The organism is Jannaschia pagri (assembly GCF_019655435.1).
Taxonomy (GTDB): domain Bacteria; phylum Pseudomonadota; class Alphaproteobacteria; order Rhodobacterales; family Rhodobacteraceae; genus Jannaschia; species Jannaschia pagri.
On the sequence record NZ_BPFH01000002.1, the window covers coordinates 39,000 to 58,049 of the forward strand.

Consider the following 19,050-nt stretch of genomic DNA (forward strand, 5'->3'; position numbering starts at 1 on the left):
GATGCCCTGTTGCCGTCTCAATCGCACCCCAAGGCTTGGACCACCGCCGCCCCCGCGCTTCCCATCCCCCCGTGCCTATGCCACACGAGGCCATGACCACCGAGCAGATCATCCTCTTCTCGCTGTTCGCTGGCGTGTTCGCCATGCTGCTGTGGGGCCGGTTCCGCTATGATATCGTGGCGTTTTCCGCCCTGCTGATCGGAGTGATCTCTGGCGTTGTCCCCAAGGCCGAGGCCTTCTCGGGGTTTGGCCATCCGGCGACCATCGTCGTCGCGTTGGTGCTGGTGGTCTCGGCGGGCCTCGTCCGCTCTGGTGCGGTTCTGTTGATCACCCGCACCGTCGTGGACAGCGGGCGGCGGCTGGGCGCGCATATCGCCATCATGGGCGGCGTTGGCGGCCTGCTCTCGGCCTTCATAAACAACGTGGCGGCCCTGGCCTTGCTGATGCCGGTGGACATTGCCACCGCGCGCAAGGCAGGGCGCGCGCCTGCCGCCTCGCTCATGCCGCTCAGCTTTGCGACCATCCTCGGGGGCATGATCACGCTGATCGGGACGCCGCCCAATATCATCATCGCGGGCATCCGACAGGATCAGTTGGGCGAAAGCTTCTCCATGTTTGACTACGCCCCCGTGGGTGTCGTGACGGCGGCGGCGGGCATGGCCTTTGTGGCGCTGATCGGCTGGCGGCTGATCCCGCGCACCTCCGAGGGCGCCCAGGGCTCCGACGCCGGGGATCAGGCGCGCTATGTCGCCGAACTCGTGGTCCCCGAGGGCAGCAAACACATCGACGCCCCCCTGCGCGCCCTCACTGAGACGGCGGACGAGACCGGCGTGCAGATCATCGGCCTGGTGCGGGATGGGCGTCGCATGTTCGGCTCCGCGCGCGATGTCAGCCTCCGTGCGGGCGATGCCATCGTGCTAGAGGCCCCGCCCGAAGCGCTCGATGAATTTCGCGCCGGTGAAGGGTTGGCCCATGCCGACGACCGCCGCATGACCCTGATCGAAGCCGAGGGCCAGGGCCTCAGCCTGATCGAGGTCGTCGTGCCCGACCACAGCCGCATCGTCGGCAAATCAGCCCAATCCATCGGGTTGGCCTGGCGCCAGCGCACGGTCCTGATGGGGATCTCCCGCCGGGGGCGCCGGATCACCGATAAGCTGCGCCGCACGGTCGTGCAGCCGGGGGACCTGCTTCTGCTTTTGGTGCCCACCGACATGACCGAGGACGTGACCGCGTGGCTGGGCGCCCTGCCCCTGGCGGACCGTGGTCTGACGGTGACCGACAACCGCAAAGTCTGGCCCGCCATCGGCATCTTCGCCGCCGCCGTCCTCGCGGTCAGCTTTGGTGTGATCGACCTGACCGTGGCGCTTGGCGCAGTGGTGATGGCCTATGTGTTGGGGCGGATCGTTCCCTTGCAGGAACTCTACGATCACATCGAGTGGCCCGTGGTTGTCTTGCTCGGGTCGATGATCCCGCTGGGCGCCGCGCTGGAAACCTCGGGCGGAACGCAGTTGATCGCCGGTCTCCTGACCGACGTGACGGCGGGCCAACCCGCCTGGGTCGCCCTTTTGATCCTCATGGTGGTGACCATGACCCTCTCCGATGTGCTCAATAACACAGCGACGGCCATTGTCGCGGCGCCCGTGGGCATTCAGATGGCCACAACCCTTGGCGTCAGCCCGGATCCGTTCTTGATGGCGGTGGCCGTCGCGGCATCCTGTGCCTTCCTGACGCCTATCGGCCATAAGAACAACACGCTGATCCTGGGACCCGGCGGCTATCGCTTCGGCGACTACTGGCGCATGGGCCTACCGTTGGAGGTGCTGGTGATCGCGGTCTCCGTGCCCACGATCCTCCTGGTCTGGCCCCTATGAGCGTCACCCTCCACCTTTTGGATGCGCGGGGGGACCTCAGCGCCTTGGCGCCTTGGCTGCGCCGCACCGTCTCTGACACCCATCGGAGGGTCACTGCGGTCCTCGAACTCGGGCCGATTGATATGGTCGTGCAGGCCGGTCAGCGGGTCATTCCCGAGAAAGGCCACGTGGGTCACGCCATTGCCCCTGGGATCATTTATGTGACCGTAGACCCAGCCAGCGCCGCGTTGCGGGCCGATGCAGACGCATCCCTGGCGCGCATGATTGCCCATGAATTGCACCACGCCGCCCGCTGGGACGGCCCGGGCTACGGGCACACCCTGGGCGCCGCGCTGGTGTCCGAGGGGCTGGCGTGTTGCTTCGCGCAGGAGGTATTTGGCCCGCCACTAGAGCCTTGGGAGCAGGTTCCCTTGGCGGTGATTGCCGAGCACCTCAGCGACGCAGAAGCCGCCTGGGACGATGACACCTATGACCACGGGGCGTGGTTCTTCGGCGCGGGTGATCGCCCGAGATCCCTGGGCTACAGTCTCGGCTATCACCTGGTGCGCGCGCACCTGCTGCGGCATCCGGGGCACACGGCAGTCACTCTGGCGCACGCCCCGTCGGAGCCGTTCCGCTCCGCCCTGGCAGACCTGAGGCCGATGCCCAAAGGGTGAGCAGGGCCGACCCGCTCGACCACCGAAGGCGGGACGGCTCGTCGACTGGTCTCGCCGCGACCGTGTCCGGAAACCCTGCACCGACACGGGCGAAACTACACACAGGAATTACGGAGGGCATCCGCGCCCGATAAATGATGTCGAACCTGACGCCCCCTGCCCTTCCGGTGCAGCAAACCGCAAAACCAAGCCCATGAGAACAACCACACCGTTCCCCACAGCAACGCGGGCGCACACCGGCCAATCGGAGGCCCGTCACCCGTCGCGCGGCCAAGGCGCCCCCCCGTCATCCGAACCAACCTATGCCCAGCGCCCGTGGCAGCCCAAAGATCCCCAACCGCCAAAAAACCAGCCACCGGAGACCGAGGCACCACCTGATCCCTCCCAGCGAACTCCCCATCGCCACCCTCCGCCTTGCCCCCAGCCGCGCCAAGGCCCATGAAGCCACCATGGCAACTCTGCGTTTCACCATTCTCGGCTGCGGCTCCTCTGGCGGTGTTCCGCGCTTGGGCGGCCAATGGGGCGATTGCGACCCCAACAACCCCAAGAACCGGCGCCGGCGCTGTTCGATGTTGGTGGAGCGGGTGACGGCAGAGGGCATCACCCGGGTCCTGATCGACACCTCGCCGGATATGCGCCAGCAATTGCTGGATGCAGGCGTCGGCGCCCTGGACGGGGTCGTCTGGACCCATGCCCATGCCGACCACGTCCACGGGATAGACGACCTGCGCATGATCGTCTTCAACCAGCGGCGGCTCCTGGATGTCTGGGCGGATGCGGCAACCTATGACGCCCTGCGCGCGCGGTTCGCCTATGTGTTCGAGACCCCGGCCGGGTCCTCCTATCCGCCGATCTTGACCCGCCACGCCTTGGACGGGCCAACCACGATCGAGGGCGCGGGCGGGCCGCTGACACTCTCGCCCATTTCCGTAGGGCATGGAGACATCGACGCGCTCGGCTTTCGGATCGGAGATCTGGTCTATATGCCGGACGTCAACACCATCCCCGAGCGTGCGGAATGGCTGTTGTCGGGGCTGAAAGTCTGGGTTCTCGATGCGCTGCGCCGGACGGGTCATCCCTCGCACCTGTCCCTGTCGGAGGCGCTGGCTTGGATGGAGCACATGGCGCCCGAGCGTGGCATCCTCACCAACATGCATGTGGATTTGGATTGGGCCACGGTCGAGGCAGAGACGCCGGAGACGATCACGCCCGCTTGGGACGGCATGGTGATCGAGCTGCCCGATGACTGACCGCCATGGCTGAGCGCCGGGGTGCCCCGGCAAGAGGGGTCGCACGGTGTGTTATTTGGGCGCCCGTCGGCGCAAGCGGTGCGAAGGCCATTGTTCTTGACTACAGGACGCCGCAAATGGGCTGTTTATGGCTCATCAGAGAGTTGTGGGCGCGGCTGGATGGTATCGGCGCACCCTATGACGTGCGGACCTACACTACGCAGACCAGCCTTTCCCGGCAGACGAACCGCAAGCCAATGGCTTGGCTCCCTCCGTCTAGGATGCGCTTGTCCCTATTCCAGCCCTTGATGGGGCCCGCGCTGGATTCAAGGACCCCGCTACGACATCTCTGTAGGACATACCGCTTTGATCGGAGACCTCTACGCTATCTCTGTGTCAAATGGGCAGCCCACCACGAACCCCAGGACCACCGCAGTGTTCCACCCGCCAGGCCCACAAACGCCGGAGCGCCCCGAGCTTTGTCCGCCAGGGTAACCAGCGAATTCTCGCCTGCCACCCCTAGCGCTCCAACATGCTGTGATTGGCGACCCCCTGCCCGATCCGCTAGGCCCATCCTCCCAGATGCTCTAGGCCAAGCGGCCCAGACGTCCTCCCTCCGCTGGGCAGGGAGGCCATGCTAGACGTTCTCGATGTCACCGTCCCCGTCTTCCTCATCATTGGTGCGGGTTATTTGGCCGTTTGGCGCGGGCTCTTCAGCCAATCCCAGGTGGATGGCTTAATGGTCTTCACCCAGCGCTTCGCGATCCCATGCCTGCTGTTCTTAGCGGTTTCCACATTGGATCTGGCGGCGGGCTTCGACTGGCGGCTTTTGACGGCTTACTACTCCGGGTCTTTGGTTTGTTTCCTGGCGGGGATCCTGGGCGCACTCTGGTGGTTGCGGCGCGGGGCCGAAGATGCCGTGGCCGTCGGCTTCGCGGCCATGTTCGCAAACACGGTCCTTCTGGGCCTGCCCATCGCGGAGCGCGCCTTTGGGGCCGCTTCGCTTCAGCCGAACTACGCCATCATCGCGCTCCATGCCGCCAGTTGCTACCTCATCGGAACCGCAACCATGGAAGCCGTGCGCGCGGGCGGCAGTGGTTTGACCGGTGGCGTGGTGGCCGTGGCCCGCTCCATGTCCCGCAATTCGCTGATGCTGGGGGTCGCCGCCGGGCTCGCCGTCAACCTGTCGGGCCTGCCCCTGCCCGGCGCGGCGCAAGAGGCCGTGTCCCTCATCGCGCGTGCGGCCTTGCCTGCCGCGCTCTTCGGTTTGGGAGGAGTCCTCGTCCAGTACCGGCCCGAGGGCGACGCCCGTGGCATTGCTCTGGTCTGCGCCATCGCCCTGATCCTGCACCCGGCCTGGGCTTGGGGCATGGGCCACGCGCTGGCGCTCGACCAAGGCCAGATCCGCGCAGCCGTCCTGACCGCCGCCATGGCGCCTGGTGTGAACGCCTACCTCTTCGCGGCGATGCACGGGCGCGCGGTCCGCATCAGCGCCTCCTCTGTGCTGATCGGCACGGCTATCTCAGTTCTGACCGTCTCTGGGTGGCTGCTGGTGTTACGGTGATCCAAAACGAAGCGAAATCGATCCGCGACTGGTCTGGGCGGGCTTGTCCCCACGGAGCGATCTAGACCGCCTCGATACGTTATCCCCAGTCGTGATCGGCAATCGCCTGACCCCGCCCGATCGTTGATGGACGACTAACCGGAGGCAGAGAGCACTGGTTTCGGGCCAAGACGCCTCTGAGCGGTGCAGGCCAAGGGCCAGCGTACGCTTGCTTTGCAGCGCCTCTCCCGGCCGGCTGCGCTATCAATCGGCCTCCTAGGTACGGACATCGTTAAAGACCCCCGTGGATCGATACGATCGGCACAGGGTGAGGGAGACGGTTCGCTCGACTGACGCAGCCGGATCAACCGGACCACTCGCCGCAAGGGAGCCTATGGACTGCAAGCCGTCTCCGCAGGCGCTGTCTGATTTGGCCGGAGGAATAACAATGATGCTCTTGCGGCCCGCACCGAAGGTTGGCCAGACGCCCGAGTGCGATTAGACGACAACCGACGCGGGCTTTAACAACATGGAGCCTTTAGCCCGCCACTAACTTAGGCGGACACCGAGATAGCGACAAAGGGTCGGGGCCAGAGACGTAGGACCTGCATTTTAGCCGTATACGCGCTTGCCTGGGTCGCGGCGTCCACGGGGCGGACGCCCAACGCTTGACCGCCCCACTGAGTCTGCCTACCCCGTGGACGCCCAAGCCGCCCTTATGAAGGGGCCATGACGAAATCGCCGAGGGGACTTCGAACCGGACCGATACCGCCCCGACAAGCCACCCCGTTCAACACGGTAGGAAAGCGTTGCAATCGAACCGCCGCTCCGTCCCGCTACGCAGAGGCCCACCACTCAGCGCCCCAAAGCACTACCCGTCAGCGGGCTGCTCGGCTGCGGCAAAGGCCGCTTCGTGGTACTCTTTGTCCAGCTCCCAGCTGACGAACAAAGGCACTTCCAGGGCTTGGCCCGCCGGTGTCCCGATCCAGTCGGGCCGCAGGACGGGGCGCATGGAGGCGTGCAGACCATTGCAATAGGGCTGGCGCACCAACCACCGGCGCATGTCCTCGCGCTTACGCGTCGAATGGAACGGCCCCCAATCGGCGGCCACCCCGCGCATCCCTCGGCTGACCACGTTGTCGCGGGGCACGGTCACGTTCATGATCCGCACGGCGCAGGACATGTTCAACGCGCCATCCTTCAACGCCTCACCCGTGCGCGCCTGACAGCCATAGCCGCGCGCCGTCGCAGGCAGGATCTGGACCAGACCATACCACAAGCCGCCGCCCCCAACCGCCGTGGGGCGATAGGTGCTTTCGTGCTTGGACAGGGTGCTCAACAGACCAGCCCAAAAAGCTTTGCGCCCCCAGGAGTCCGCCTCGGGGTAAGCTGGGCACCACTGCGCGATGTCGCGGGGCACAGTCTCCAACAACCGTTGCCCGTGGCTGTCCAGGGCACGCATGGCGGCGCGCGTCCACCGGTCAGATCCGCGAATATGGTCCCACCGAAGATCCGGCATTTCTTGGACGCGGGGGCGCAAGCTGGGCCGCGTCGATGAGACCGGCGCCAGGGTCGAGACCACCGTCTCCTTGGGCCGCAGGGTCATGCTGCTACCGACGGTCTGCAGTTGCGTCACAGATGCCGCGAGGGCGCCGGGTCGGGGTACGAGTTTCCCGTCGGCGACGCCAACGCCGGCGCTGGCCATCGCCAAGACACCAGCCATGAGGGCCATGCGGAGGGCGCCCGCAGGTCTGCGTATCATTCGTCTTCACCCCCCAAGGTGGCGGCATCTCGCCGGTCTTCCTCCGCCGATTGGCCCTCGCGCTGGCGCGCAAACCCCATCGGCATTCGTCACGGCGCGCTTGCCACCAACCGCTCCCTGACCGTTGGTGCCTAACAGCATTCCACAGATTCGGCAAAGTCCCCCAAAAGTCGCGCCCGATGCGGCACCGCTTGCCCCGCCCGGCGGCGCACCGTAAACCGCCCCTTGGACAGCTTTGCGGAGACCCAGATGCTTGACGAGACCGCCCCCGCCCCGACCCCCAAGCCCCGCGTAATCGCAGGCGAGACATCCGATTGGGAACTCGTCATCGGGATGGAGGTCCACGCCCAAGTCGCCTCCAACGCCAAGCTGTTTTCCGGCGCCTCGACGACCTTCGGGGCCGAGCCAAACTCAAACGTAGCCTTCGTCGATGCGGGCATGCCGGGGATGCTGCCGGTCATCAACGAGTACTGCGTGGCCCAGGCCGTGCGCACGGGTCTGGGGCTGAAGGCCGAGATCCACCTAAAATCGGCCTTCGACCGCAAGAACTACTTCTACCCCGATCTGCCCCAGGGCTATCAGATCAGCCAGCTCTATGAGCCCATCGTGGGCGAGGGCGAGGTGCTCGTGGAGCTCGGCGACGGCACCGCGCGCACCGTCCGCATCGAACGTATCCACCTGGAACAGGACGCGGGCAAATCGATCCACGACATGGATCCGACCATGTCCTTCGTGGACCTCAACCGCACAGGCGTCGCCTTGATGGAGATCGTCAGCCGTCCTGACATCCGCGGACCGGAGGAAGCCGCCGCCTATATCGTCAAGCTGCGCCAGATCATGCGCTACCTGGGCACCTGTGACGGCAACATGCAGAACGGCAACCTGCGCGCCGACGTCAACGTCTCGGTCTGCAAACCCGGCCAGTACGAGAAATACCAAGAGACGCAGGATTTCTCCCATCTCGGCACCCGCTGCGAGATCAAGAACATGAACTCCATGCGGTTCATCCAGGCCGCCATCGACGTGGAAGCCCGCCGCCAGATCGCCATCATTGAGGCGGGCGGCGCGGTTGTGCAAGAAACTCGCCTCTACGACCCCGACAAGAACGAGACGCGGTCCATGCGCTCGAAGGAAGAGGCGCACGACTACCGCTACTTCCCCGACCCCGACCTCCTGCCGCTGGAGATCGAGCAGGGCTGGGTCGACGACATCGCCAGCGCCCTGCCCGAATTGCCCGATGCCAAGAAGGCGCGCTTCATGGGCGACTTCGGACTGTCGGACTACGACGCCAGCGTGCTGACCGCCGACACCTCGGATGCGGCCTTCTTCGAGGCCGTTGCGGCTGCGGCAGGGGACGGCAAGCTGGCCGCGAACTGGGTCATCAACGACCTGTTTGGGCGGCTCAAGGTTGACGAGAAGGACATCGAGACCTCGCCCATCTCGCCGGAGCAATTGGGCGGCATCATCCAGCTCATCCGCTCCGACGCCATCTCCGGCAAGATCGCCAAGGACCTCTTCGAGATCATCTATACCGAAGGCGGCGACCCCGCCCAGATCGTCGAAGAGCGGGGCATGAAGCAGGTCACCGACACCGGCGCCATCGAGGAGGCCGTGGCCAAAATCATCGCCGACAACCCGGCCCAGGTCGAAAAGGCCCAGGCCAACCCCAAACTGGCGGGCTGGTTCGTGGGCCAGACGATGAAGGCCATGGGCGGCAAGGCCAACCCCAAGGCCGTCAACCAAATCGTGGCGGCGAAGCTGGGGCTGTAAGCCGCGCGGCGGGCGCCTCCGCCCGCCCAACCCGCCGAGCGGGGCCTGGCCCTGCCGCCTACCCCCGCCAGGCCTGTAAGGCATAGATCACCATCATTGGCACATAGACCTCCGGTTTGCCCGTCGCCCAAGCCGCCCACCCATGGCACGCGCTCAGCGCACCATAGGTCGCGGCATGGCACAGGCAGATCTCTTTCCACGTTTTCCGTTCAGTCTTAGGCTCTTGCATCTGAAATGCTCCTGAATGCTTGAGCCGGGCCCGGGCTCGATTACTGTTCTGCGCAGGGCCAAGGTGCCGAATATCGCCAGGGATCGCGTTGCCGGAAGGTTTCGCGTGCCAGTTGGTGAAGGTTTGCGAGGGGTGTGGAAAGTTGTTGGACGTCATCGCCTTCGCGGCGCTCATCAAACGGAAGCGCGGGGACAAGGGCCTCTCGCAGCAGAGGCTGGCCCTGGCCATCTACAACGACGAGGCGCGCAAGGGCGACATTTCCCGGCTGGAGAACGCCCGCGTCGCAAGTCCACAGGAAAAGACCGTTCGTCTGCTCTGCGATGCGCTCGACATCTCCGACGCCGAGATGGAGCCGATCCGGCAGTCTCGGAGCACCGCGCAGAAACTTGGCGACATCCCGACCCTGTCCCGCGACGACCTGGAACTCCTGTCGGCGCGGTTCGGCATCGCAGACGTCGCCGATCGCACCGACACCGATCTCCGCCAATTGCTGACACTCAAGGCAAAGGAATATCGGGAATGGCGGATTGAACTTGAAGGCCTTCGAGAGCGCGGGGAACGTCTCGACAACATCGCAGCCGAAGCACTCGCCGAGTTAGACGCTTTCAGGATTGAAGAGGCAGAGGCGCTCCTCCGGAATGCGCGTGAGATTGCCAAAGATGCTCTAAAAGAACCGCTCGAACGCAACGCCCGCTTAATGGAGCTGGAAGCACAAGGCGCGCTGCTGCGCGGCAACGTCGAGCGAGCGGCGACCCTACTGGAAGACGCGGCAGGTAGCTTTCGGATCATCAATCCGCTGGAGCCTGCGCGGCGGAAAGTACTGCGATACGCAGAAAAGCTTGGGCGCCATGGTATTCGCTATGGCGGCAACGCTTTGATGGCGTCAGTAGACCTTATGCGAGACGTCGCCGACGACACGCTACGATCCGAAGATGCTTGGCTCTGGGCTGCTGCGAAGAACGCCGAAGCGATAGGTCTCCGAAACCAAGGCAACCGCACCGAGGGGGCGACTGGCGCCGACCTCCTGGCACAAGCCGTGACCGCCTATCGCGCCGCGTTGGAAGTCTGCACCCGCGCCGACCATCCGGTGCAATGGGCCACTACACAGAACAACCTCGGCATCGCGCTCCGCAACCAAGGCACCCGAAGCGAGGGCGCGGCGGGCGCCGACCTGCTGGCTCAAGCCGTCACTGCCTATCGTGCCGCTTTGGAGGTCCGCACCCGCGCCGACCGACCGGTGCAATGGGCTATGACCCAGAACAACCTCGGCAACGCGCTCAAAGAACAAGGCACCCGCACCGAGGGCGCGGCGGGCGCGGCCCTCCTGGCACAGGCCGTGACCGCCTATCGCGCCGCGCTGGAGGTCAACACCCGCGCTGACCATCCTGTGCAATGGGCCATCACCCAGAACAACCTCGGCATCGCGCTCCAAGAACAAGGTATCCGCACCGAGGGCGCGGCAGGCGCAGATCTCCTCGCCCAGGCCATCACCGCCTGTCGCGCCGCCCTGGAGGTCCGCACCCGCGCCGACCGACCGGTGCAATGGGCTATGACGCAGACGAACATCGCCTTCGCATTGCTCGCACGCTCATCCCGACCCGACGCTGGACATCCAGCAAACGACCTGCGCGCGGCGCTGGACGCGGTGGATGGCGCATTGGAGGTCTACGACCCCGTCCACATGTCCTATGACCACGGCACGGCCACCCGCCTGCGCGACGATATCCAAGCCGCGCTCGATGCGCTCTGACCAGCCGTTTGTCTGCACAGAGGGTGTACGCCGGGTGTACCGAGGGTGAGCTTCCTAAGCCCCTGACCCCGAACAGAGATCCCCTGCCCGACAACGGACTCGACCACACAGGGCCATATCGCGCGAATCCGCCCGAAATCACCGTCCAGCCGCCCCGCTTCCGCCACCTTTGTCGCGCAATCAGCGTCAATGCGACACGACCCCAGGCAATTGGAGCCGATTTACGAGTTCCAGGTCGTCCCCGCCCCCCGCAAGGGAGAGCGGGTCCAGGGGTTGCGCACCGATGACGCCCGCATGGCCTATACCTGGACCGAGTTGCTCAACGACATGGCGCTCGACGGCTGGGACTACGTGCGCGCCGATACCATCCCCAACGACAACTCCGCCGATTTGACGGGCACGGCGCCTAAGACCATGACCTTGCTTGTCTTTCGGCGCCTTCTTGTGGTGCTCGATCCTGATCGGGACGCGCGGTTCTCATGAGCGCGCCGGTCAGGGTTTCCCCCCTTTCTCCGCCCTCGGGGCCATCGTAAGGTCGCCCGATGTCCAAGCCATCCGATACAACTCCGCCTTCTCGCGATGAGGTCATCGACCGCATCTATGACGTGGCCCTTGACCCGACACGGCTTGAGGCCCTGCTCGACGGGTGGGAGGAGTTGGTCGCCCCTCTCCGCCAGGCCAAGGGGGCCGACACCCAAGTCTGGACGGGGATCGAAGCCCATTTCAACCGCGCCGCCCAGGTCATGGAGCGGGTCGGCCCCTCGCCGGAGCCGGACGACGGCGCCGCGATCCTCGCGCCCTTCGACAAGGTGGCCGCCGTCTTGCTGGACGAGACCGGCACGATCACACACCTCAACCCGGCGGCCGAGCAGGTGTTGGGCGCAACCCCGGGCAACCGTCTGACAACGTTGGACATTGAGGCGGATGACATCGAGGTCTTGATCCGCACCGCCCGCAACATCTGCGCCGGACGCAGCAAGCGGGAGCAGTTGATCCGTGTTCGGTCGGCCGAAGACGGGCGGTTCATCCTGTTCCATATGCGGCGGTGTTTCCTGCCCTCCGCGGGGGCGCGGGTCCTGGCTGCGACGACGGAAACCGCCTGGCCCGATGGCTTCGCCGATCTGCTGCGGCAAGCGTTTGGCCTGACCTCCGCCGAGGTCGACGTGGTGCGCCAGATCGTGGAATGTCAGTCGATCAAGGATATCGCCGAAGTCCGGGGACGCTCGGTCGACACCGTCCGCGTGCAGGTCAAATCCATCCTGTCCAAGACCGAGGCCCGATCCCAGGCGGAGTTGGTGCGCCTCGCCCTGTCGATGATGGACCTGGCCAATGTCTCACCCATCGAAGGGTATAGCCACATTAAGCGGGCGCCCGCCGTGCTGTTGCCCCGCCCAACGCAGACGCTGTGGACGGCGGAAGGACGGCGGTTGGACTATCTCACCTATGGAGCCGAGACGGGTAGACCGCTGCTCTATCTCCATGGCGCCTATGGCCTGACCCGGTGGCCACCAGCGGCGGAGGCCCTGGCACAGACCCTGGGTCTGAGGGTGATCGTGCCGATCCGCGCGGGCTATGGTGCAAGCGATCTACACCCATCGGACGCGGACTATCCGGTAGCCCAGGCCGCAGACCTGATTGCCGTGCTCGATGCCGAGGGCGTGGAACAGACAGCCGTGCTGACCATGGGATCGGACTTCTACTTTGGCACCTGGCTTGCCCATCTCCATGGGTCTCGGGTGACCCGGCTGTTTGGGGCGGCGCCGCCCCTGCCTTTGACGCGGGCTGAGCAATACGAACGCATGGAAAAGTGGCACCGCTTCATCAACGCGGGCGCGCGCTACACGCCCCGAGTCCTGCCGTTCATGGTCAAGGCCGGGTTCTTGCTGGCACGGCGTGTGGGCAAGCGCGGGTTCATCCATGCCGCGCATGGCGCCTGCCAGGCCGATGTGGACACCTTCGAGACGCCCGAAGTCTTCACGGCGTTTGAGGTGGGCACGGACGTCGCCATGTCCGCCACCCATTCGGCCCATGAGGCCTTTGCCCGCCAGGTCATCGCGCAGGAAGGCACGGATTGGCGCCCAGCGTTGATGGCGTTGGAGGGGAAGGTCCCCATCACCTGTTTCTTTGGGACCGAAGATCCCCAGATGCCACGGGCCACCCAGGAAGAATGGCAGGCCGACGCGCCCTGGATAGATTGGCAGATCAGGCGGGACGCGGGCCAGCTCGTCTTGTTCCGGCACCTGGACGACATTTTGACGGCTTTGGCCCGTCCATAGCCCATTTGGGGTATGACGCGGGACGGCGGCTTCCATAGCGAGGGAGCGCGGGCGGGGATTTCTACCAAATTTCGATGACGTCACCTTTGACTGTGTGAGTGATGGCCACCGGACACTTTCAAACCCAACCGCCGAGCGTTGTGGCTTCACGGGCGCTTGGCACACTGCCCGCTGTCCGGCTTTGCCGACTTGGGGCGCCTTGCATGTCAGGGCGCCCCCTTTTCCTTTGACCAGTTATGCGTCGGGGCCAGGCGGCCAGACCGTCGCCTGAGCGGAAACACCATGTTCCCAACAGGGGTTAGCGACTCGTCCCGCCAGAAACGTTAATGTGGCAACATTATGAACGAAGATTGTCCCCACCAGACGTTCGAGTATCGCGTGGTTCCCGCCCCCCGGAAGGGCGAGAAGGCCAAAGGCGTTCGGTCGCCCGAGGCGCGATTTGCCCTGGCCATGTCACGCCTGTTCAACCGGATGGGAGAACAAGGATGGGAGTTCGTGCGCGCCGACACCCTGCCTGCTGAAGAACGTGTCGGCCTGACGGGCAGTCAGGTCATGTATCACGCGCTTTTGGTGTTTCGTCGGTCCGTTGCACCGGCTTCCGCCCTCCCCGCACCCGCCGCGCCCCCGGCCGTTGAGGAGCGCAAACCTGCGCTCTTGCTGACCGCGCCGGTGGACGAATGGCAAGGCTTCGAAGAACAAGAGGTGCAAGAGGCAGAAGTCATCGACCTTCTGGCGGCACGCGCCCGGCCCTTGGCGGCGGAGTGACCCCCGCCGAGGTGCGACCATTTTTCTAGAAAAATGGCGCTCGCTGCGCGGGACGGCGTCAAGACCCGTCGGACAGGTCCAGGGACAAGGCGTGGATCTTGGACATCACATCGCCCAGGGCCGTATGGACCGCTCGGTGTTGTGCGATCCGGGACTGGCCTGTGAACGCCTGGGACACGATCACCACGTGCCAATGGCTCTCGCCCGATCCGTCATCGCCTGCGTGACCGGCGTGTTTTCCGCTTTCGTTGAGCACATCGAGCCGCGTCGGCGACAGGGCCTCCTCCAGGCGTGCGCGAATTGTCGCTTCCATTGTCATCGAAAATCTCCGTCCGACCTCTTCCCTCTGGCCGTGCAATGACTAAACTCTGCGACCTCTGACCGAAAGGGGGCGCGCGCCATGACCAAGAATGATCCATTCAATTTCGACATGCGGGTCTCCAGCGCCAAGAAGCGGAACCCAAGGGGCAAACGCGGCATGTCCGGCGCCGTTGAGACGTCTACCCGGCAATGTGACCACGAAGGCTGCACCGAAGCGGGGCAATATCGGGCCCCGAAAAGCCGTGATACGACAGACGATTACTATTGGTTCTGCAAAGAACACGTGCGCGAATACAACGCCAAATGGTCGTTCTTTGAGGGCGCAACCGAGGCCGAGATCGCCGCGCAGGAGGCCAAGGACAGCAAGACCAAACCGTTCCGCAAAACCGTGGAAGAGCGGGCCTGGGCGCGGCTTGGCATCGAGGATCCCCATTCCGTCCTGGGCGGCAATGCCACCCGCAACCCGGGCCGCGGCGTCGTGGGCCGCAAACTGCCGCCGACCGAGCGGAAGGCGATCGAAATCCTGGAAGCCAAGGATGATTGGGACAAATCCCAGATCCGCAAGGCCTATAAGTCGCTCATCAAGGTGCTGCACCCAGACATGAACGGGGGCGACCGTAGCCAGGAAGAGCAATTGGCCGAAGTCGTTTGGGCCTGGGACCAACTGAAGGACAGCCGGAACTTTAAGTAGGGGCCTAAGCCGCATTGCCTGCCACGCCGGTGTCGGGCTAAGGCCGCGCCATGGGACGGACCCTGCTGACCTCCTTGACGATCCTTGCCATCGTCATCTTCCTCTTGGCGCCGCGCATGACCGCTGTCGCAGCGGAGGTCATGCCAAACGCGCTGCGGGTGATTGTGATCTGTGTGGGCAATACCATGCAGACCATCGTCATCGACGCGGAGGGCAAACCGGTGGAGGTCAGCGACGACGCCTCGCCCTGCCCCTTGGTTGCAGATCTGGCGGGACCGGTGCAGCCGGTGCCCTTCTGGCAGCGCTTGCAGCTGGCGTGGCAGCCGGACCTGACGCGCCCCCACCGCGCGGCACAGCCCGCGCCTAACCTGCTCCGACCGCCCGGTCGCGCGCCGCCTGTGACCACCTAACGACATCGCTCAGTCGGGCTTCGTGCGTCCCGTCCGTCCCATGCGTGGGATCGATGGGCGAGACCCGACAAACCATTGATTGCGCTGCACTCACCATTGGGTCCTGTCGGGGTCTAGGTGGGGCTGTGGTGCGCGTTAGGACTCAAAAAATGAACGATCTTACAAATGCGGGCACGGCCCGCGACGGGACGGCTGCAACCGGCGGCGTCCTCTACCGACTGGTGTGGAAGTGGCACTTCCTCGCGAGCCTCTATGTCCTGCCCTTCATGGTGATGCTGGGCGTCACGGGCGGTGTTTACCTCTATAAGCCGCAGATCGAGGCAGCCCTTTACCATGACCTCCTGGTCGTGGAGGCCACAGGCCAGCCCCTGTCCATCGACGCGCAGCTTGCCGGTTTTGAGGCCATGGTCGCGCCGAAACGCCTTCGCGAGGTTCAGATTGGCGAAGACCCGACCGCCTCGACCCGGGTGGAGTTCGACGATGCCGCGGGCACACGCTCCTACGGCTACGTGAACCCGTACACCGGTGAGGTCCTGGGGCTTCAGGCCCGCGATGACATGATTATGCGCCAGGTCCAGACGTTCCACGGCGAGCTGCTCCTGGGCGATATCGGAACGAAGTTCGTGGAACTGTCGGCCCATTGGGCGGTGGTCATGTTTGTCACCGGCGCAATTCTGTGGTGGCCGCGCGGGCGGTCGAAAACCATCGTGACGCCCCATGGGTCGGGCCGCACCTGGTGGCGGTCCACCCATCTGTTCACAGGGATGCTGGCCACGGTTTTGGTCGTGCCGATCCTAATCACGGGCCTGCCCTGGACCGATGTCTGGGGCGGCGCGCTTGACAGGGTGCAGACAGCCACCGGCCAATCCAGCGTATCGCTCAAGTGGGGCGGCGCCGTGCCGAAGTCGACGCCGGATGCCGACGGGCCGGTCGGTCTGGATCAAGCCATCGCAACCGCCCGGAGCGAAGGGATTGCCGCGCCTTGGTTGCTGCGCCCCGCGCGGGGCGAGGACGGATCGGTCTGGGTCGGTTCGGCGAGTACCGACCGCAGGGATCAATCGGAACTGGTCATCGATCAGTATTCGGGCGCCGTGTTGGCGCGCGTGGACTTTGCCGACAATCCACCCGTTGCAAAGGCCGTCAGTTGGGGCATCAGCTTTCACCGGGGCGAGGCCTATGGCTGGCTGAACCTGGCGCAGAAAACCTTGGCGGCGGCCCTGTCGGTGATGCTGGCGGTCTCGGGCTTTGTCGCCTGGTGGATGCGGCGTCCAGCGGGCTCCTTGGGTGTTCCCGCCGCGCCCGAAGCGCGCCTGGGGTGGCCCATGGCGGCCCTGACCCTTGGCCTGATGGTCCTTTTCCCGCTGATGGGGGCCAGCCTTCTGCTTGCCTTGGCGCTCGATTGGTTGCTGTTCAAACGCCTGGGTTGGTTCCAGGGACAGCGGTCGGTGCCCGCCGAATAGATCCTGCCACCGGACGGGGCCTTACGGGTCCAGGTCCGGCGCCAACCCCAACAACGGCTCGGGGCGGTAGTCGCCCCCAGCCCACCGTGTGCGTGCAACGGCGCTGACCTCTTCGATCCGCTCCACGTCCGCGCGCGGCCCACCAAGGCGGCGCATGGCTGCCGCCACAAAACCGCCGGCAGGCACGGTGTCCGCCGACAAAGGCCCAAAAGGATCGCCCTCTAAACGCAGCCTCTCTTTGACCAGATCATCGAAGGCCAAACCCGCCGCCTCGGCCCCTTCGATGATCCAGGCGAGTGCTAGCGAACTCAACGCGCGAATGTCTCCACCACCGCCGACAGCTTTGTGGTCGCCGGGGAAGTACTCCTGCCGGTAGGGACGCGCGGGATCATGGCCGTTGAGGTCTGGCAAGTTATTCCACCGCGTGGGCCGGAACGCCTTGCGCCGTTCGTCGATGGCCAGGGCATGGCGGGCGGCGCGCACCATGGGCGACAGTTCGGTGTCATGGAACGCATATTTGCGGGCCAGAAGCGGCGCATCGCTGAAGATCCCAGGAATCCCCAAGGCGCCGACCGTGTCCCAGACGCCCATGTAGGCGACGTCAAAGGGCACCGCCTCGGTCTTCCCAAACTCCGCGTAGATCGACGCATCTTGGGGATCGGTCATGACCCAAGGGGAGTGCAATGCCCGCCATTCTGCGTTGCGCGCCTGCCGCCGGGCGGGGCTTTCGAGCCGCCGTTCAGAGTAGCGGGCCACCGCCTCGGGCAAATGCCCCAGGTCACCCCGCGCCAAGAGGCCCGAAAACCTGATAAAGCCCACAAGCGTCCGGGCCGTGAACGCGCCGCGCGAAAAGCCAAAGACCGAGACCTCGTCCCCAGGCTCATAGAGGAAGACGAGGTGGCGGTAGGCCTCGACCATGTTTTCCATCAACCCGAGGCCCAATGCGCCCCCGAGGCTCCGGTCGAGAAAGCGGGCGAAACCGGTGACCCCACGCCGCCCCGTGCCGACGCCTTCGATGTAGATGGGCACCTGTTTCACGCCATCCGCCCCCTCGGGCGCCAGAGCCTGCCCCAAGCGGACGACATTGGTGGGATGGACGGCATCCACGCGGTTCCACGTGCCATCGCAGAGAATTACGATACGCTTCATACCCTCACCCTCGCGTCACAGATGACAGGTGACAAGGGCGGCACGCGACAACTGGACCCAAAGGTTCCGGCCCACTGGTCCCTTCCCCTTGCGACCCCTCGCGATATGTTCCACACGGGCGAGCGGAGACGAAGGAGAGACCCTCATGGCGGACGGCAACATGGATACCTTGGCGAAACCAAATACCGACCTGTCCGTGCGCGAGGTCTTTGGCATCGACAGCGACATGGTCGTCAAGGGCTTTGCCGAGCCATCGGAGCGCGTACCGGAGATCGACAGCACCTATAAGTTCGACCCCGATACGACGCTGGCCATCCTGGCGGGCTTCGGCTGGAACCGCCGCGTGATGATCCAGGGCTACCACGGCACCGGGAAATCGACCCACATCGAACAGGTGGCGGCACGCCTCAACTGGCCCGCCGTCCGCGTTAACCTTGATAGCCATATCAGCCGGATCGACTTGATCGGCAAGGATGCGATCAAGCTGAAGGACGGCGTTCAGGTCACGGAATTCCACGAGGGGATCCTGCCCTGGGCCCTGCGGAACCCGGTTGCCATCGTGTTCGACGAATACGACGCCGGTCGGGCCGACGTGATGTTCGTGATCCAACGTGTGCTGGAACACGACGGCAAGCTGACGCTGATGGATCAGAACGAGATCATCACGCCGCACCCGTCGTTCCGCCTGTTTGCCACCGCCAATACGGTGGGTTTGGGCGACACCACAGGCCTGTATCACGGCACGCAGCAGATCAACCAAGCGCAGATGGACCGCTGGTCCCTGGTCGCGACGTTGAACTACCTCAGCCATGACGCCGAGACGATGATCGTCCTGGCCAAGAATCCGCACTACAACACTGAGGCCGGGCGCAAGACCATCAGCCAGATGGTGACCGTCGCTGACCTGACCCGGACGGCATTCATGAATGGCGACCTCTCCACGGTCATGTCGCCCCGGACGGTGCTGGCCTGGGCGCAGAATGCCGAGATCTTCCGCGACGTGGGCTATGCCTTCCGCCTGTCGTTCCTCAACAAATGCGATGAGTTGGAGCGTCAGACGGTCGCTGAGTTCTACCAGCGCTGCTTCGACGAAGAACTGCCTGAAAGTGCGGCCAGCATGTCGCTCGGCTAACATAAGCGCCGACATTTCGGACCTTAGCGCGCCCAC

17 protein-coding genes are annotated in these 19,050 nt (G+C 64.9%); 13 read left to right on the top strand and 4 right to left on the bottom strand.

Annotated features, from left to right (window positions below):
- Positions 1-92 precede the first annotated feature (92 nt).
- The 4 genes from K5R33_RS05035 to K5R33_RS05050 all read left to right on the top strand — a co-directional run bounded on the left by K5R33_RS05035 (position 93) and on the right by K5R33_RS05050 (position 5,320).
- Complete coding sequence (locus tag K5R33_RS05035) at positions 93-1,871, top strand: SLC13 family permease (RefSeq protein WP_220747927.1); 1,779 nt, start codon at positions 93-95, stop codon at positions 1,869-1,871.
- Positions 1,868-2,527: a DUF2268 domain-containing putative Zn-dependent protease gene (locus tag K5R33_RS05040; protein WP_220747928.1), complete on the top strand. Its 660-nt coding sequence runs from the start codon at positions 1,868-1,870 to the stop codon at positions 2,525-2,527. The genes K5R33_RS05035 and K5R33_RS05040 overlap by 4 nt, the downstream gene beginning before the upstream one ends.
- 449 nt (positions 2,528-2,976) lie before the next feature.
- The gene (locus K5R33_RS05045) at positions 2,977-3,777 is read left to right on the top strand and encodes an MBL fold metallo-hydrolase (RefSeq protein ID WP_220747929.1); all 801 of its coding nucleotides are present in this window, start codon (positions 2,977-2,979) and stop codon (positions 3,775-3,777) included.
- Between the two features lie 613 nt (positions 3,778-4,390).
- Entirely contained in the window at positions 4,391-5,320 is a 930-nt protein-coding gene (locus tag K5R33_RS05050; RefSeq protein ID WP_220747930.1) for an AEC family transporter, read from the top strand.
- 850 nt (positions 5,321-6,170) lie between these two features.
- Here K5R33_RS05050 and K5R33_RS05055 read toward each other — a convergent pair.
- Positions 6,171-7,061 carry a transglycosylase SLT domain-containing protein gene (locus K5R33_RS05055; RefSeq protein WP_255576139.1) on the bottom strand — a complete coding sequence of 297 codons (891 nt, stop codon included), beginning with the start codon at positions 7,059-7,061 and terminating at the stop codon, positions 6,171-6,173.
- 249 nt (positions 7,062-7,310) lie between these two features.
- Between K5R33_RS05055 and gatB the strand changes: the two genes are divergently transcribed.
- Positions 7,311-8,831, top strand: coding sequence for an Asp-tRNA(Asn)/Glu-tRNA(Gln) amidotransferase subunit GatB (gene gatB / locus K5R33_RS05060; RefSeq protein ID WP_220747931.1), 1,521 nt, complete (start codon positions 7,311-7,313; stop codon positions 8,829-8,831).
- A 58-nt stretch (positions 8,832-8,889) separates the two neighbouring features.
- Here the strand turns inward: gatB and K5R33_RS05065 are convergent, their stop codons facing one another.
- The gene (locus K5R33_RS05065) at positions 8,890-9,060 is read right to left on the bottom strand and encodes a hypothetical protein (RefSeq protein WP_220747932.1); all 171 of its coding nucleotides are present in this window, start codon (positions 9,058-9,060) and stop codon (positions 8,890-8,892) included.
- Between the two features lie 142 nt (positions 9,061-9,202).
- On the opposite strand from K5R33_RS05065, the gene K5R33_RS05070 reads away from it, so the two are divergent.
- The 4 genes from K5R33_RS05070 to K5R33_RS05085 all read left to right on the top strand — a co-directional run bounded on the left by K5R33_RS05070 (position 9,203) and on the right by K5R33_RS05085 (position 13,851).
- On the top strand, positions 9,203-10,810 hold the full coding sequence (locus K5R33_RS05070) for a helix-turn-helix domain-containing protein (RefSeq protein ID WP_220747933.1): 1,608 nt from the start codon (positions 9,203-9,205) through the stop codon (positions 10,808-10,810).
- A gap of 189 nt (positions 10,811-10,999) precedes the next feature.
- Positions 11,000-11,293 (top strand): hypothetical protein, encoded by a 294-nt coding sequence (locus K5R33_RS05075; RefSeq protein ID WP_220747934.1) that lies wholly within the window; start codon positions 11,000-11,002, stop codon positions 11,291-11,293.
- Positions 11,294-11,352: 59 nt separating this feature from the next.
- On the top strand, positions 11,353-13,086 hold the full coding sequence (locus K5R33_RS05080; protein ID WP_220747935.1) for an alpha/beta fold hydrolase: 1,734 nt from the start codon (positions 11,353-11,355) through the stop codon (positions 13,084-13,086).
- Positions 13,087-13,425: 339 nt separating this feature from the next.
- Positions 13,426-13,851, top strand: a complete 426-nt coding sequence (locus K5R33_RS05085) for a DUF4177 domain-containing protein (protein ID WP_220747936.1) — start codon at positions 13,426-13,428, stop codon at positions 13,849-13,851.
- A 58-nt stretch (positions 13,852-13,909) separates the two neighbouring features.
- Here the strand turns inward: K5R33_RS05085 and K5R33_RS05090 are convergent, their stop codons facing one another.
- Positions 13,910-14,170, bottom strand: coding sequence for a BolA family protein (locus K5R33_RS05090; RefSeq protein ID WP_220747937.1), 261 nt, complete (start codon positions 14,168-14,170; stop codon positions 13,910-13,912).
- 81 nt (positions 14,171-14,251) lie between these two features.
- Here K5R33_RS05090 and K5R33_RS05095 point away from each other — a divergent pair, with 81 nt between their 5' ends.
- The 3 genes from K5R33_RS05095 (at position 14,252) to K5R33_RS05105 (ending at position 16,733) form a co-directional block, all read left to right on the top strand.
- Positions 14,252-14,863 (top strand): J domain-containing protein, encoded by a 612-nt coding sequence (locus K5R33_RS05095; protein ID WP_220747938.1) that lies wholly within the window; start codon positions 14,252-14,254, stop codon positions 14,861-14,863.
- Between the two features lie 50 nt (positions 14,864-14,913).
- On the top strand, positions 14,914-15,273 hold the full coding sequence (locus tag K5R33_RS05100; RefSeq protein WP_220747939.1) for a hypothetical protein: 360 nt from the start codon (positions 14,914-14,916) through the stop codon (positions 15,271-15,273).
- A 149-nt stretch (positions 15,274-15,422) separates the two neighbouring features.
- Complete coding sequence (locus K5R33_RS05105) at positions 15,423-16,733, top strand: PepSY-associated TM helix domain-containing protein (protein WP_220747940.1); 1,311 nt, start codon at positions 15,423-15,425, stop codon at positions 16,731-16,733.
- A gap of 21 nt (positions 16,734-16,754) precedes the next feature.
- Here the strand turns inward: K5R33_RS05105 and K5R33_RS05110 are convergent, their stop codons facing one another.
- On the bottom strand, positions 16,755-17,882 hold the full coding sequence (locus K5R33_RS05110) for a T6SS phospholipase effector Tle1-like catalytic domain-containing protein (RefSeq protein ID WP_220747941.1): 1,128 nt from the start codon (positions 17,880-17,882) through the stop codon (positions 16,755-16,757).
- A 145-nt stretch (positions 17,883-18,027) separates the two neighbouring features.
- On the opposite strand from K5R33_RS05110, the gene cobS reads away from it, so the two are divergent.
- On the top strand, positions 18,028-19,014 hold the full coding sequence (gene cobS, locus K5R33_RS05115) for a cobaltochelatase subunit CobS (protein WP_220747942.1): 987 nt from the start codon (positions 18,028-18,030) through the stop codon (positions 19,012-19,014).
- Positions 19,015-19,050 lie beyond the last annotated feature (36 nt).

Bases quoted from the DNA above. Each gene is read 5' to 3' on its own strand.
- K5R33_RS05035 (WP_220747927.1), top strand. From the start codon at position 93: ATGACCACCGAGCAGATCATCCTCTTCTCGCTGTTCGCTGGCGTGTTC.
- K5R33_RS05050 (WP_220747930.1), top strand. From the start codon at position 4,391: ATGCTAGACGTTCTCGATGTCACCGTCCCCGTCTTCCTCATCATTGGT.
- gatB (WP_220747931.1), top strand. From the start codon at position 7,311: ATGCTTGACGAGACCGCCCCCGCCCCGACCCCCAAGCCCCGCGTAATC.
- cobS (WP_220747942.1), top strand. From the start codon at position 18,028: ATGGCGGACGGCAACATGGATACCTTGGCGAAACCAAATACCGACCTG.
- K5R33_RS05095 (WP_220747938.1), top strand. From the start codon at position 14,252: ATGACCAAGAATGATCCATTCAATTTCGACATGCGGGTCTCCAGCGCC.
- K5R33_RS05040 (WP_220747928.1), top strand. From the start codon at position 1,868: ATGAGCGTCACCCTCCACCTTTTGGATGCGCGGGGGGACCTCAGCGCC.
- K5R33_RS05085 (WP_220747936.1), top strand. From the start codon at position 13,426: ATGAACGAAGATTGTCCCCACCAGACGTTCGAGTATCGCGTGGTTCCC.
- K5R33_RS05075 (WP_220747934.1), top strand. From the start codon at position 11,000: ATGCGACACGACCCCAGGCAATTGGAGCCGATTTACGAGTTCCAGGTC.
- K5R33_RS05090 (WP_220747937.1), bottom strand. From the start codon at position 14,170: ATGACAATGGAAGCGACAATTCGCGCACGCCTGGAGGAGGCCCTGTCG.
- K5R33_RS05100 (WP_220747939.1), top strand. From the start codon at position 14,914: ATGGGACGGACCCTGCTGACCTCCTTGACGATCCTTGCCATCGTCATC.
- K5R33_RS05080 (WP_220747935.1), top strand. From the start codon at position 11,353: ATGTCCAAGCCATCCGATACAACTCCGCCTTCTCGCGATGAGGTCATC.
- K5R33_RS05055 (WP_255576139.1), bottom strand. From the start codon at position 7,061: ATGATACGCAGACCTGCGGGCGCCCTCCGCATGGCCCTCATGGCTGGT.
- K5R33_RS05110 (WP_220747941.1), bottom strand. From the start codon at position 17,882: ATGAAGCGTATCGTAATTCTCTGCGATGGCACGTGGAACCGCGTGGAT.
- K5R33_RS05045 (WP_220747929.1), top strand. From the start codon at position 2,977: ATGGCAACTCTGCGTTTCACCATTCTCGGCTGCGGCTCCTCTGGCGGT.
- K5R33_RS05065 (WP_220747932.1), bottom strand. From the start codon at position 9,060: ATGCAAGAGCCTAAGACTGAACGGAAAACGTGGAAAGAGATCTGCCTG.
- K5R33_RS05105 (WP_220747940.1), top strand. From the start codon at position 15,423: ATGAACGATCTTACAAATGCGGGCACGGCCCGCGACGGGACGGCTGCA.